11 protein-coding genes and 1 riboswitch are annotated in these 13,871 nt (G+C 51.8%); of the genes, 2 read left to right on the top strand and 9 right to left on the bottom strand.

The window, feature by feature from the left end:
* Nucleotides 1–475: 475 nt before the first annotated feature.
* The 5 genes from FLT43_RS16185 to qoxA all read right to left on the bottom strand — a co-directional run bounded on the left by FLT43_RS16185 (nt 476) and on the right by qoxA (nt 5,667).
* Complete coding sequence (locus tag FLT43_RS16185; RefSeq protein ID WP_127510964.1) at nt 476–814, bottom strand: hypothetical protein; 339 nt, start codon at nt 812–814, stop codon at nt 476–478.
* 974 nt (nt 815–1,788) lie between these two features.
* Entirely contained in the window at nt 1,789–2,076 is a 288-nt protein-coding gene (gene qoxD / locus FLT43_RS16180) for a cytochrome aa3 quinol oxidase subunit IV (protein ID WP_087440385.1), read from the bottom strand.
* Nucleotide 2,077: 1 nt separating this feature from the next.
* Nucleotides 2,078–2,674, bottom strand: coding sequence for a cytochrome aa3 quinol oxidase subunit III (qoxC, locus tag FLT43_RS16175; protein WP_087440386.1), 597 nt, complete (start codon nt 2,672–2,674; stop codon nt 2,078–2,080).
* Nucleotides 2,671–4,614 (bottom strand): cytochrome aa3 quinol oxidase subunit I, encoded by a 1,944-nt coding sequence (gene qoxB, locus FLT43_RS16170; RefSeq protein ID WP_087440387.1) that lies wholly within the window; start codon nt 4,612–4,614, stop codon nt 2,671–2,673. Before qoxB ends, qoxC begins: the two co-directional genes overlap by 4 nt.
* 27 nt (nt 4,615–4,641) lie before the next feature.
* On the bottom strand, nt 4,642–5,667 hold the full coding sequence (qoxA, locus tag FLT43_RS16165) for a cytochrome aa3 quinol oxidase subunit II (RefSeq protein ID WP_087440388.1): 1,026 nt from the start codon (nt 5,665–5,667) through the stop codon (nt 4,642–4,644).
* A 647-nt stretch (nt 5,668–6,314) separates the two neighbouring features.
* Here qoxA and FLT43_RS16160 point away from each other — a divergent pair.
* A complete protein-coding gene (locus tag FLT43_RS16160; protein WP_087440389.1) occupies nt 6,315–7,409 on the top strand; it encodes an NAD(P)H-dependent flavin oxidoreductase in 1,095 nt (364 codons plus the stop codon).
* Between the two features lie 135 nt (nt 7,410–7,544).
* Nucleotides 7,545–7,901, top strand: a complete 357-nt coding sequence (locus FLT43_RS30525; RefSeq protein ID WP_127510963.1) for an SAM-dependent methyltransferase — start codon at nt 7,545–7,547, stop codon at nt 7,899–7,901.
* Between the two features lie 836 nt (nt 7,902–8,737).
* Here FLT43_RS30525 and rbsK read toward each other — a convergent pair.
* The 4 genes from rbsK to FLT43_RS16135 all read right to left on the bottom strand — a co-directional run bounded on the left by rbsK (nt 8,738) and on the right by FLT43_RS16135 (nt 13,251).
* The gene (gene rbsK / locus FLT43_RS16150) at nt 8,738–9,670 is read right to left on the bottom strand and encodes a ribokinase (protein ID WP_087440392.1); all 933 of its coding nucleotides are present in this window, start codon (nt 9,668–9,670) and stop codon (nt 8,738–8,740) included.
* Between the two features lie 62 nt (nt 9,671–9,732).
* Nucleotides 9,733–11,094 carry a C4-dicarboxylate transporter DcuC gene (gene dcuC, locus FLT43_RS16145; protein ID WP_087440393.1) on the bottom strand — a complete coding sequence of 454 codons (1,362 nt, stop codon included), beginning with the start codon at nt 11,092–11,094 and terminating at the stop codon, nt 9,733–9,735.
* 32 nt (nt 11,095–11,126) lie between these two features.
* A complete protein-coding gene (rihC, locus tag FLT43_RS16140; protein ID WP_087440394.1) occupies nt 11,127–12,053 on the bottom strand; it encodes a ribonucleoside hydrolase RihC in 927 nt (308 codons plus the stop codon).
* A 220-nt stretch (nt 12,054–12,273) separates the two neighbouring features.
* The gene (locus FLT43_RS16135; RefSeq protein ID WP_087440395.1) at nt 12,274–13,251 is read right to left on the bottom strand and encodes a LacI family DNA-binding transcriptional regulator; all 978 of its coding nucleotides are present in this window, start codon (nt 13,249–13,251) and stop codon (nt 12,274–12,276) included.
* A 493-nt stretch (nt 13,252–13,744) separates the two neighbouring features.
* A riboswitch (cyclic di-GMP riboswitch) is annotated at nt 13,745–13,832 on the top strand.
* The last annotated feature ends 39 nt before the right edge of the window (nt 13,833–13,871 follow it).

Raw genomic sequence — 13,871 nt, 5'->3', positions numbered from 1 at the left:
GCATCCTATTCTGGAAGGGGGCGATGGGTCACTATGCGGCGAGTCGCATCGATAAAAGTGGGGGGGTTACAACGAGTCGCTATAGACATAAGAAAATCCTATCTCGGTAAATACCAGGATAGGATTTTGCAGGGGCTGAAAGAGTGGCAGTGAGCTTGCAGGATTGTGTTCAACAGCGCTAATATGGACAAAACAAAGCATTCAATCAAGTGAGAATACTCCTTGCAGTCCAGAAATGTATACTTGCATTATTATCTGAGCAAGACTGCCATTATACAGTAGAGAAAGACGACCATGCTTACACAAGCCCAGAACAGGCGCTCTTTGTAGGTGGACCGGTCGACAATCCCTTTGATCGTGCTGACAAAACTGATAAGAAAGCAGATGGCACTTACGAAGACGAGGAAAAAGTATAGGCCAAACAAAGTGACACCTCCGTTATGGGGGAAATTGTGGCAACCCAAAGAAAATCGAATTATTCAATATCAAACGTTTTCCCCACATCATCTGCATAATCAACGCTAATTGCTCCAGATAAGGACAGACTTCCCGACTTTAAATCAATGCTTAAACCACTAATGCCATATTGAGTATGTGCGTAATGAGCATGCGCACTGCCCTGGAAGTAGGAGTTATTATTTAGAGTCACCCGATAAGCCATATATCCTCTATTATTTCTCACAATTAACTTGTTTCCAAGCCCATCTCTATCAGAACCTAGCAAATCGTAGACGAACGCCATGCCGTACGTATTATTTCGGTTGGCATCCCATTGGTAGACATCTTTGGTACCGACAAAGGAAGGAGGAAGCATATTGGTATAAGTATCATACGTATATTTAAATATTTCGCTGTTATTTACATGTGAAAAATGCTCAGGATGGGTTATGCCAACAACATCTTTTAATGTAAAATTAGGTTCGGTTTACCATTGAAATGAATTTTTAAAAAGAAATTCTTTTGGGGTCTTAGTAGAAAGTTGAGAAACAGTCAGGTCCATGCGCAGCCAGGAACTTGAGGACATTACACCGAGCTGCTGATTATTTAACGCATCCGCAGATTCTCGCAGTGCTAACGGTCTGTGTTATCTTCGTATGCGGAAACCACTGGAGTAAGTTGCGACAGGACGACAATTGACAGGAAAGCCAATAAAAAAGATGAAAACCTGCGCCTCATAGTGTCTCGTCTTCCACTGTTCCGTTGCCTGCGCCTGCAAAACCTGATTCATGATAGATTCTAATAAGGCGCTATCCCCTCATCTCTGGTCATAGCTAGATCCTCCTTCGGCATGTTGTCTCGACAACCTTATTCCTATACGAGGATCCTTGCTATGGCTCTTCTTTTATGCCATTTTCTTTTTACACCATGATATGGATTGAGCTTCTGAACTGAGCAATCTGCTGTGCCAATACTGCAAGAATGCAGCAATTTCATTGGAACGAGTATGCGAACATAGGATTACTGCGAAAATACAGTAATAATCCTGCGGCAAGGTGCAGATAGCGTTCAAAATGGCGGAATGATGCAGTTTGACAGGATTTTCTCGGAATTTAACCTCTTGAGGCTAAAAATGCTGTGCCTGTGCAGCATTTTCATGCCGTACCCGCTTGCTACAACCGCGGGCGAGCTTCCTTCATGCGCGTACCCGCTTGCCCTGACCTAACGGTCCTGCCTTCCCCGGCCCCGCCCTGCCTAAGAAAAAGACTGTCGACAAGTCTTTGTCGACAGTCTGAAGTAACACCTGTTCCAGGGTAGGAACAGGTGTTATTCGCAAGTGAATATTTCCGTTTATTGATAACCCCAAATCATCGTGAACAGCGTACCGAAGACGGTCACCAGACCGACGAACAGCGCGTAGACGAGGTTCGCCATGTTGGATGTCTTCGTCGTCTTGTCTTCTGTAGCGTGCATGAACAAGAACAGCTGCACAGATGCCTGGATCGCTGCACAGACGAGCAGGATGGTCATTCCCATAGCGAACGACATATCCCAGAAGATGACGGCCAGCGCGACGACAGAAAGGATGAGAGAGAAGACATATCCCATCACATGACGAATCGGGAACAGTTGTTTCATGTCACATCAATCCTTTCAAGTAGACAAAGCTGAAGATGAAGATCCAGACCACGTCAAGGAAGTGCCAGTACAGCGAGAAGATGAACGATTTGTTCGATGTATCCATCGTGAAGCCTTCGCGTGAAATCTGAATCATAATCCCGGCTCCCCACAGCAGCCCCAGTGTAACGTGCGCGCCGTGCGTGCCCAGCAGCACGAACAAGCTGGACAGGAAGGCGCTCGTCTGCAGGGTTGCGCCTTCATGGACATATGTCACGAACTCGGCAATCTCGACGCCGAGGAAGCCAAGGCCGAGCAGCAGAGTGATGCCGAAGAAGACGAGCGACGGCTTCTTCAATCCGAGACGCATGCTGTGAATCGCGAGACCGCAGGTGAAGCTGCTGGTCAGAAGCAGGAACGTCTCGATCAGGACGCCCTTCAGTTCAAAAATATCCGTACCCGTCGGGCCGCTGCCCGTACGGTTCCACAATGTCAGATAGACAGCAAATAGGGTGGAGAAGAGGACAATCTCTGCCCCCAGGAACAACCAGAATCCGAAAATACGGTTGCTGTTCTCCTCCGAGCGATATTCAAGCGGCAGCGTGTTGTCTAATTTCATGCTTGTTCACCCCGCAATCGTTGTTCCGTCTCCTGAATCGTCTTCACTGGAATGTGGTGGCCGTGATCGCGCTCGAAGGAGCGGACCGCAAGCATAATCAGCACACCCAGGCCGGCGATGATGGACGGAATCCACCAGCTGAAGATGAGGAAGAAGCCCAGGAAGAAGAAGATGACGCCCAGAACGAACGGTTGCCCGCTGTTGTTCGGCATATGAATCTCTTCGATTTTTTCTTCATACAACGGCTGTTTGTCTTTTTTCCAGAACCAGAATGCGTCCATGCTCTTCACGTTCGGGATGACGGCGAAGTTGTACTCCGGCACCGGACTGTGCGTGCTCCACTCCAGCGTGCGCGCATCCCAAGGGTCGCCGGTCTTGTCTCTTGGCGCATACCGGGCGCTCCAGTAAATGTTGTACACGAGAATCGCGAAGCCGATAGCCAGACCGAAGGAGCCGATCGTGGCGATCAGGTTCAGCGGACCGAAGCCGGTCTCGGCCGAGTACGTGTACATCCGGCGCGTCATGCCGTTCAATCCGAGGAAGAACAGCGGCAAGAACGTGATGTTGAAGCAGATCGCGATGAACCAGAAGCTGATTTTGCCCAGACGCTCGTTCAGACGGAAGCCGAAAATTTTCGGGAACCAGTAGTACATGCCGGCAATAACCGCGAACACCGTGCCTGGAATCAGCACATAGTGGAAGTGCGCGACCAGGAACATCGTATTATGGTATTGATAGTCGGCGCTCGCCATCGCGAGCATGACGCCCGTTACGCCCCCGATGGTGAAGATCGGAATGAAGGCGAGGGCATACATCATCGGTGTTGTAAACTGTATCTTCCCTTTTTGCATCGTGAAGAGCCAGTTGAATATTTTGACGCCGGTCGGCACGGCAATCGCCATCGTCGTGACGGAGAAGAAGCCGTTGACCATGGCTCCGTGACCCATCGTATAGAAGTGGTGCGCCCATACGACGAAGGACAGGAGCGAGATGGCAACCATACTGAATACCATCGATTTATAGCCGTACAAGTTTTTGCGCGAGAATGTCGATATAATTTCACTGTAGATCCCGAACGCAGGCAGGACGACGATATAGACCTCCGGATGGCCCCACACCCAGAATAGGTTGGCCCACAGCATATCCATGCCGCCATTGGCCATCGTGAAGAACTGCGCCCCGAACATCCGGTCGAACATCATCAAGGCGAGCGCTACCGTCAGAACCGGGAACGCGAACAGGATGATGACGCAAGTGATGAGAACCGACCACGTGAACATCGGCATGCGCATCAGCGTCATGCCAGGCGCGCGCATTTTGAGAATCGTCACGATGAAGTTGACCCCGGTCATCAATGTACCGATACCGGCAATCTGCAGCGCGATCGAGTAGAAGTTATTGCCCACTGTCGGGCTGAACTCCAGGCTCGCGAGCGGGAAGTAAGCGGTCCAGCCGGCATCCGGCGACCCCCCGATAACGAACGAAATGTTGAACAGCATTGCCCCGGAGAAGAACAGCCAGAAGCTGACCGCATTCAAGCGAGGAAATGCGACGTCGCGGGCCCCGATCTGAAGCGGGATAACGACGTTCATTAAGCCGATAATGAATGGCATCGCCATGAACAGGATCATGATGACCCCGTGTGTCGTAAAGATTTCGTTATAGTGCTGCGCGTCCAGGAACTTCATGTCCGGAGCCGCGAGCTGCGTACGCATCAGCAGGGCGTCAACGCCACCGCGGAATAGCATGAGGAGCGCGGCGATAATGTACATGACGCCGATGCGCTTATGATCGACGGTCGTCAGCCATTCGCGCCACAGGTACCCCCATTTTTTGAAATAGGTTAGTCCGATGAGGATGGCGAGCGACGCGATGACGATACTGGCCATCGCGCCGTAGATCATCGGTTCTCCGGTAACGAAAAATTCGTCCCATTTCATACAGATTTGACTCCTTTCTCTGCGAATCTAGTTGCCATGCTGAGAGTGCTCCGTCTGCTCATGATCCGGCTCTGAACTGTTCATCGCACCGTGATCCATATCCGAATGATTCATATTCGCATGGTCGGTGTCCGAATGCTCCGCTCCAGTATGGTTCGTGCCGGAGTGCACCGAGTCTGATTCCGGAGCGGTTGCATCGTCCGATCCGTGATGGTGTCCTGCATGCTCGCCTTCAGGCGCTGGCTTGAAGGCCAGATGGGTCGAAGAGTAGCTTTTGCGTCCGACATGCTCCGTCGCGAGCAAGGTATCGAACTCTTCGCTCGTCAGCTCCGGAGCGGTGGCTTTCACTTCGTTCACCCATTTGTCGAAGGCTTCCGGCGACATCGCCAATGCCTCGAAATCCATGTGGGCAAAGCCTTCCCCCGAGAAGTTGGAGTTCTTGCCCATGAAGGAGCCTTCATGCTCGGCGACGAGCCGAAGCTTGGTCACCATGTCGCTCATGGCATATTTCTGCCCGCCGAGCTGCGGAATCCAGAAGCTTGTAATCGGCCCGTACGAATAGAGCCGGAATTCGACTGGCCGGTTCGTCGGAATGTTGACGTAGTTGACCGTCTCGACGCCTTCCTCCGGATAGCTGAAATGCCATTTCCAGTTCGAGGAGGAAGCATAGACGATAAGCGGCTTCTGATCCTCATACCCCACCGGCGTTGTCTCAACGGCATAGGTCGATCGAACCGTAACGACCGACAGAACGATGACGATAATGACCGGAATCAGCGTCCACGTAACTTCCAGCCATGTGCTTCCCTCCATATGAGGCGGCTCATAATCCGGCGCCGCCTTCGACGCCCGGTACTTGGTCAGCATGTAGATGTACAGGACATAGACGACCAGCAGTACGCCCGCCATAATAAACATGGAGAAGATTATCGTGTCCGATTGGGTCTTGGCCACCGGACCTTTTGGATCCAGCACGAGCAGTGATGAATCACATCCGGTTAGCAGGATGATAAGAGATAGGAAAAGAAAAGATAGCGGCCATCTCTTTTTCACAAAAATACCCCTTTCTATGTGTGATTAACTTCGCTGAAATATGTCGGGATAATGATTTCACAGTCTATGTTAGTAAGAAGGGAGTAGAAAAACAAAGCATATAGAAAACCATATATGACATTAAATGGGTCGATGTTGGGTGTAAAAACCAAAAAAATTAATGATTAATTCTGATATGTGACAAAAATCACGCTTATTCGGCCGAAATCAGCCGTTTTGATTTTTGTACACATTTATGGTCGAAAAGGCCGAGTTCTCAATATTGTCACATTAAAGCCGGGATGGAAAGCGTGCTTTTTCCCTTATTAGGCCTCGCTTTAACTGGTAATTATTTGTACAATGGACCTATGGCATTTGCGGGTGGATCCTTGCTTCCAATGGGTTTTCTGCTTTCAAGCACGAGGGGAACGAGCTCACGGCGGATAGTTCCTCATGCCAATTCCGCTGTCATAAAATCGTAACATCCGGTTAAGAAAAATTATCCCCTGGGTGTACGGTTGTCCTCGTGTTGTGCACAAAAATACCTTCGAGCTGCAGGCGATCTTGCTTAAGCTCTCGTTTGCTGCCGAAAGGTAGGTTTTGGAACTTAAAGGATACCCGGCTTTAGACGCGGCAGGACCCATAATGGAAGGAATGGAGCTGAAAATATGACCAAGATGAACACGGAGCTGTGCAAAACTTTGAACATTACGTATCCTATCGTGCAAGCCGGCATGGCGGGCGGCCCGACGACCCCGGACCTGGTTGCGAGCGTATCCGAGGCTGGCGCCCTCGGAACGCTGGGAGCGGCCTATATGGAGCCGGAAGATATCCGGGCTGCGGTTCGGCTGATTCGCCAGCGGACCGCCAAGCCGTTCGCAGTCAATCTGTTCGCGGCCGATATGACGGACGACGCGAGCCGCATCGCCGAGGTGAACGAAGTGCTGCGGGGTATCCGTTCCGAGCTCGAACTTGGAGAACCGGCCCCGGAGCTGCATACGCCCGATCGGTTCGAGCAGCAGATGCAGGTGCTGATCGAGGAGCAAGTGCCTGTCATCAGCACGGCGTTCGGCATTCTGCCTGCCCGGTTCATGGAGGTCGTGAAGCGGCGCGGGATTAAGGTCACGACCATGGTGACGACGGTCCGCGAAGCGGTGGAAGCGGAACGGGCGGGCAGCGACGTTATCGTGGCCCAGGGCAGCGACGCCGGCGGCCATCGCGGCACGTTCGACATCGGCTTGCATCCGAACGGAGCCAATATCGGCACCTTCTCTCTCGTGCCTCAGATTGCCGATCAGGTTCGGGTTCCGGTCGTCGCGGCGGGCGGCGTGATGGATGGACGCGGTCTGGTGGCGGCCTTGGCCTTGGGCGCGAGCGGTGTGCAGCTCGGAACTAGGTTCCTCACCGCCGCCGAGTCGGGGGCCCATCGGGCCTATAAGCAAGCGCTGCTGGATAGTACGGAGGAGAGCACCGTCATTACGCGGGTGTTCTCGGGACGTCCGGCACGGGGGATCAGCAATGCGTTTATACGCCGATTCGATGAGAGCGGAGTAGAGCCCCTGCCGTTCCCGACGCAGAACTCGGCAACGAATGAGATTCGGAAGGCCGCGGCAGTACGGAATGAAGCGGATTACATGTCGCTATGGGCCGGCCAAGCTACGCGGCTGCTGACGGATGGGGATCCGGCCTCCCGCATTGTGATGGAGATCATGGAAGAGGCGCAGCAGCTGTTGAGCGAACTTCCAGCACTGAATCAAGCATAAAACAGACGACGTACCAGGAAGGAGACAGCGATGTATCATCTGATAGTCGAGATATAACGCTGCTGTCCAATCCGTGCCCCTCCTCCCGGAAGAAGACTCTGAGCATTCAGACTTCTATCTTAGGGAGGATTCGCTATGGGACAACGGACAATGCCCTTATGGAGGGCGCTAATGGATGGCGGATATGCTTACGGCCGCGCACAGGCAGAGAGTCTGGTTCTTGCGGGGAGCGTCTTCGTGAACGGGCAGCAAGCGGCTTATGCAGGTGAACGGGTGAAACCGGATGCCCGCATCGCCGTCAAAGGGAGCGAGAGGAAATACGTTGGGAAGGGCGGCCTGAAGCTGGAGGGCGCGCTGCGGCATTTCCAGATCGACGTAACGGGCCGGATTGCGCTGGATGCCGGCGCTTCCACGGGCGGGTTTACGGATTGCCTACCGCTCTGGCCGTCGAGAAATATCGCAAATAAAGCAGAAAAAGAGGCAGCCCCATAGGGAGTGCATAAGGATGCGGGGCAGAACGGAGCAACAGGAAATATTGAGGCGGGATGACAGCGGCGGGAAAAGGGGCGGAAGGAGGAAGAAACTGGATATCATGCGTTAATCAGGCTGTTGGAAAACCCCTGTTTTTACGAAGGGGTGGAGATGTCCATTTACACAATCAAAACTTGGCACTCAGAATTTTTTCTCACGGAGAGACGAGCTCCACTATATAAAAAATGAAGTGGCGAAATATTCCTATAGACTTCTCAACGCCCTTATTTTACGGGATCCAAGAGACCGCGTCGGATCCTGGGGGCATCATCGCTCTCAGGAGGCATCATTGTCTTCAGGAGGCATCATCGCCTTCAGGAGGCATCATTGCCTCCTGCGGCTTCGTGTGAGGGAAATTGCTGCTATTTTACAGTAATTTCGGCTCAATGAATCCACATCCCGAGGAATTGCTGCAAATCTACATCATTTTAGGCCCTTTTGCTTCAAGCCGAAGCGAAACGGGTGAAATTCCTGCAGTTTTGCAGGATTCCCTTTCTGGTCAAGTCGTCCATATCGAATTGCTGTATTTACGCAGGATTTCACTTACCGAAAAGGCGTATCTGGAGAAATCGTGCAGTCTTGCGGATTTTGCCTACCGGATAGACGTGTCCAGGGAAATGATGCAGTTTTACAGTATTTCAGAGTCGAGCTTTGAGAATAAGGAGGGGCTGTCTCGTCATAAGCTAATTTCAGCTTATGGGACAGCCCCTTCGTCTTATTAGGTTATCCGAATTTGGTCATGCTAGACAAATCGTTGCGATGACGGGCGGATCCAAGTGCTTTGAGCTCTGGAAAGTTCACAGCTTCTCTTGCAAAGATTCCAGTTCATGTGCGTAAGGAATCGAAGAGATAGCTCCCTTGCGCTGCACGACCAGCGCCGAGAAGGAGTTGGCGAACCGGACGATGTCTTCCATATGGCGGACATCCTGCCATTGGGTGAGATCGAGGCGGCTGCACAAGGCGCCGATGAACGAATCGCCGGCAGCCGTCGTATCGACCGCGGTTACGCGCTTCGCTGGCACATGAGCGGCTCCATCCGCATGGCAGATGAGCGCCCCTTGCTCGCCCAGCGTGACGATGACGTAGCGGATGCCGTACCCGAGCAGCCGGTCCGCCGCCTGGCGAATGGCATCGTCGCTGGAGGGCTCCACTCCCGTAATGATCTGCATCTCGGATTCATTCGGCACCAGAATGTCGGTCGCCCGCAGCAGCTCCTCCGGAATGACTTTGGCCGGAGCTGGATTAAGAACCGTTACTTTGCCTTGCTGCTTGGCATAGACGAAGGCTTGGGTCACCGCCGGAATCGGAATTTCGAATTGGGCGATGACGATATCTGCCTTATCGATGGCCGAGTAAGCCCGCTCTATATCTTCCTCGCGGATGTTCATATTGGCGCCTGGCGTGACGATAATGGCATTTTTCCCATCCTCTTGAATCAGGATCGTCGCTTCTCCGGAATGCACCTTCGGATCGACATCGATATGCGAGGTATCGATTTGCTCCTCCTTCAGCACCGTCAGAAGCTGATCACCGGCTTTATCTTCACCGACCTTGCCGATGAAGGCGACCTTTGCGCCCAAGCGGGCGGCGGATACGGCTTGGTTACAGCCTTTGCCTCCGGCGCTGGAAGAGGTGCTGATACCGTGCACCGTCTCCCCCACCATCGGCAGTCTTGCGAGCAGATGGCTTGTATCTCTGTTCAAGCTGCCCACTACACATATATGGTTCATTTTCTTACACTCCCTCCTACCTGAAGAAGATCCCTGGCGGGATCCTCTTTTCCCTTGTCCTCTTAGGCGAACATAATGAACGACAAGATGAGGCAAGAGACGACCCCGACCAGAACCGGCACAGATGTCCGCTTCACGATCTGTATCGGATTGACCTTAATAATTGAGGCGACGACGATAATGACGGCCGCTACCGGCGAGATGGAGCGGACCAAGTTCGCAATGAGCTGCATTGGCAGTGAAATCATAACACCGCTGATCCCCAGCTTCTCCGAAATATCCGGAATGATGTTAATCACGGAATAGAACACAGCCAATCCGCTGCCGCTGATGAACGTAATCAAGCCTTCAACACCTGCGAAGCTGAGCATCAGGATAACGCCGGCGCTCTCGATATGTCTAACCGATTCGATTAGCATATCAATAATGCCCATTGATTTTAAGCCTTCGACCAGCATACCTGCAGCGACGATCAGGGAGACGACTTGAGCCAACCCCGTGCCCATGCCAGTAAAGAAAATCGAGAGCTGTTTAGAGGTTTCTTTGAAGGAACCTTTGCGAATAATCTCAATGACCAGGGCCAGCGCCATACAAATGAACGTAATTTCCACCAGCCCAAGCTTGACACTCGTGATCAGTAATCCAAAGACGAGCACGAGAACAAGCGGCAAGATTGGCAGCAAACCGTAGTAGGCAGGCGGCAAATCTTTTTTCACGGACAGCTTTTCATCATTGATGTCCTGATGTAAGGCGCCTTGCTGACGTTTGTCCATATATTTCTGCCAGAAATAATGAGCGACAGCCATAATCAGCAGCACGGGAATCGAGATCTTGGCATGATAGGTGAATACATAGTCGATAATATCGATCCCCAGATTTTCCGCAGCGACGACATTGTCCGCTCCCAGAGGCGTTGGAATAATCGTCGCCGTGGTTGCAATGATAGCTCCAGCCGTGAGCGATGACATTCCTGTGTTCTTCAAGACCGGATAAAGGGTGGCCATGAGAAGAACCGCCAGGCTGGACGCGCTTGGCACGACCAGAGACAACAGGTTACCAAGCAGGAACACAATTGGCACAAGAATGTACTGCGATTTGATGCGGCCCAATGGTTTTGTCAATAGATGCACGGCGACATCACTGGCTCCGATGTGCGTCATGTAGCTTGAAAAACCGAATAACACCATAATCGTTAACCCGACGCCGCCCAATTGTCTCACGAATACTAACCCAATTTGTTTGAATGGATCCAATAAGGCAAGACCTGTAGAGTCCTCAGGACTAAGCACTTGATGTCCGAGCAGCGCGGCAGCGATCATAAGCACGATACCTGCGGCCAGGAGCACAAATTTAGCGTCATAGTTCTTGGCGATCAAATACCCGGTTGCAACAAGAAGAACGATGCTGATGATGATCTCCAACACGTTGAACACGCTCCCTTATATAATAAGAAGGTTTATACGGTTTTGCCAAGGACTTCTATCGCCCACTCGCGGAAAGCGGGAACATCAATGTCCAGACATACAGTGGCGTTGCTTGGCTTGCCAAGGCGGTTCGTAATATCGGTGACCGTCGTGCCGGCCGTATAAGTACCTGCCAGCTCGATGTCGACGAAGCAATCCTTCGTCTGGAACAGACCCGGGTTGACCAGATAGGCAATGGCGCACAGGTCATGCATTTTCAAGCCGCGGCTCTTCAGGCTGCCGCCCCGGTAATGCTGGAACAAGGAGTAGAGCATGAAGCCCGTCTTGTTCATTTCCTTTATCTTCTCCACAATCTCGGTCGTCAATGTAGCCAGGCTGGTCACGTCAAGTCCGACCATCACCAACGGCAGACCGGCATTGAATACGATGCTGGCGGCTTCCGGATCGGCATAAATGTTGTATTCGGCGTTCGGCGTATGGTTGCCGCGGGAAGCGGAACCGCCCATCAGTACGATTCGCTCAATCTTCGCCTTGCATTCCGGGAACAGCGTCAGCAGCAGGGCCACGTTCGTAAGCGGGCCGATCGGAACGATCGTAATCGGTTCCGGGCTGTTCAGAATGGTGTCACGCATCTGCAATACGGCGTGATCGAGCGGAGCTTGCGTCGGCTCGTCGAATTCATATCCATCCATGCCGGATTCTCCGTGAATATGGCTGGAGTCTTCGGCCGGACGTACGAGAGGCTTGGCGGCGCCCCGGGCGACAGGCACATCTTTGCCGAAGAACTGCAGCAGCTTCAGGGCGTTATTGGTCGTCTTGTCGAGGCCGACGTTGCCTGCAACCGTCGTAATCAGCCGGACATCGATGGACTCATGGAACAGGGCGGCCGCTATGGCAACGGCGTCATCAATTCCGGGGTCCGTATCCAGAATGATAGGAATTTTTTTAACAGTTTCCATGTTCAAGCACTCCTTTTGAATGTAGTGGGTTGAAAGCGACTTGTGAAAACAAATCCATTGCATGTGTAACCGGTTACACATCCGACAAAGAACTTCTTCATCCCAAGCTGTCGGATGGGTATGAAGAAAAATCAGACTGGAGCGAGCGTACGCTGTTTTTCTAAAGAATAGCATTCCCTGAAAATGAAGTTCTATGAAAGCCGAGCTGAGGCCGGGCCGATTATCGCGTCGTCCCTCGCCGAACCAGCTCTACGGGAAGATTGTAATGCATCGTATCCAGCGGCTTTCTCTCGATCATTTTAATCAACATTCGAGCAGCTAGCAGTCCCATTTCATAGATCGATTGCGCGACGGTCGTCAGTTCCGGGTAGACCATCTCGCCTAGCGAGATGCCATCGAAGCCGACAATCTGCATCTGGTCGGGAACGGGGATGCCCCGTTTCTGAACGGCCCGCAGCGCTCCCATCGCCATAATATCGTTGCCGGCGAAGATTCCGTCGATATCGGGGTGGCGGTCCAGCAAGCGATTGACTGTGTCGGTCGCTTGGTTCAGATTGAAGTTGCCCTCGACGATGAGATCGGGAGAGAACCATGCAGCCTCCTGCACCACATCCAAATATCCTTGGCAGCGCTCGTCCGCAATCGATAGCTGCTGTGGGCCCCGAATATGGGCGATTTTGCTGCAGCCCCGATCGAGGAGATATTGCACGCCCAGCCGTGCGCCCTCGCGGTTGTCGGAGGCGACCGTCGGTATGGTGTCCGAAATCGTCCGGTCCAACGTAACCACCGGGACATCCAGCTGTTGGACTTCTTCCGCCGATAGCGTATTGGATGCAAGAATGAAGCCGTCGATGTATTTCTGCTTCAACGCATGAATATATTGCTTCTCATTGGCAGGGGTGTCGTCGGAGTTGCACAGAATGGTCGCGTATCCGTATAGCTGGGTCACCTTCTCCACGGCTCGGGCAAGTTCATTGAAGAACGGGTTCGTGATGTCCGGGACAATAAGCGCCAGCATTTTCGCCGATTTTTTGGTCAAGCTCCTGGCGACGTCATTCGGAATATAGTCCAGTTCCCGAATCGCGTTCATCACTTTCTTCTCAGTGTCCTCGTGGACATACCCTTTTTGATTAAGGACCCGGGAGACGGTTGCGACCGATACGCCCGCCAATCTCGACACATCTTTGATCGTGGCCATGACGGAGTATCCTTCCTTTCCATGTGTAACCGGTTACACATCCGTTACATCATTTATCATATGTCCTGTTTGTCCGTTTGTCAACGATCCAAGATCTGCAAATTACCTGTTCAGTTGTCGTCTCCTCTTTACGGAGCAGAACAAACCTGCCTTTATAGTATGACCCGATTCGGCATGAATCGATGGCATGCGAGTTGGGGTTTCATTTCCTTCTCCATCCTTCTTCATCCATTTATATGAGGGAGCGTCGAATTGTGAAATATTAGGTCGAAGTGCCTATAATAATGAAAATAGTGTGCAATAAATTTTCAAAGAAATGAATATTTTATATCATTTTAAGGTCGAAAGAAATCCCCCAATCAGGGGATATTTCGGGTTTTTTTCTGCCTTTGGAAGTGCATCGAACAATTTTCAAAAAAGTGATTGACAAATAGGAGGCTGTCCCATATATTGAGCATGAATAGTGCTTTAGCTGGATATGATTGGATACGCCAATTACATAGGGCACACTAATCGAAAGATTAGGCCGCAAAGCTTAGGAATCTAAAGGTCGTCAGGCCCATGATCGTCCGGCTGCATTTAACAATCGTTAAATTGCAGCCGGATTTTTTTATTTTTCA

It is taken from the genome of Paenibacillus thiaminolyticus, from assembly GCF_007066085.1.
Lineage (GTDB): Bacteria > Bacillota > Bacilli > Paenibacillales > Paenibacillaceae > Paenibacillus_B > Paenibacillus_B thiaminolyticus.
This window is presented reverse-complemented; position numbering and strand designations above follow the sequence as displayed.

Coding starts and splice junctions, on each gene's coding strand:
- qoxC (WP_087440386.1), bottom strand. CDS start 2,674: ATGAAATTAGACAACACGCTGCCGCTTGAATATCGCTCGGAGGAGAAC.
- rbsK (WP_087440392.1), bottom strand. CDS start 9,670: ATGAACCATATATGTGTAGTGGGCAGCTTGAACAGAGATACAAGCCAT.
- rihC (WP_087440394.1), bottom strand. CDS start 12,053: ATGGAAACTGTTAAAAAAATTCCTATCATTCTGGATACGGACCCCGGA.
- FLT43_RS16185 (WP_127510964.1), bottom strand. CDS start 814: ATGCTTCCTCCTTCCTTTGTCGGTACCAAAGATGTCTACCAATGGGAT.
- FLT43_RS16135 (WP_087440395.1), bottom strand. CDS start 13,251: ATGGCCACGATCAAAGATGTGTCGAGATTGGCGGGCGTATCGGTCGCA.
- FLT43_RS30525 (WP_127510963.1), top strand. CDS start 7,545: ATGGGACAACGGACAATGCCCTTATGGAGGGCGCTAATGGATGGCGGA.
- qoxB (WP_087440387.1), bottom strand. CDS start 4,614: ATGAAATGGGACGAATTTTTCGTTACCGGAGAACCGATGATCTACGGC.
- qoxD (WP_087440385.1), bottom strand. CDS start 2,076: ATGAAACAACTGTTCCCGATTCGTCATGTGATGGGATATGTCTTCTCT.
- FLT43_RS16160 (WP_087440389.1), top strand. CDS start 6,315: ATGACCAAGATGAACACGGAGCTGTGCAAAACTTTGAACATTACGTAT.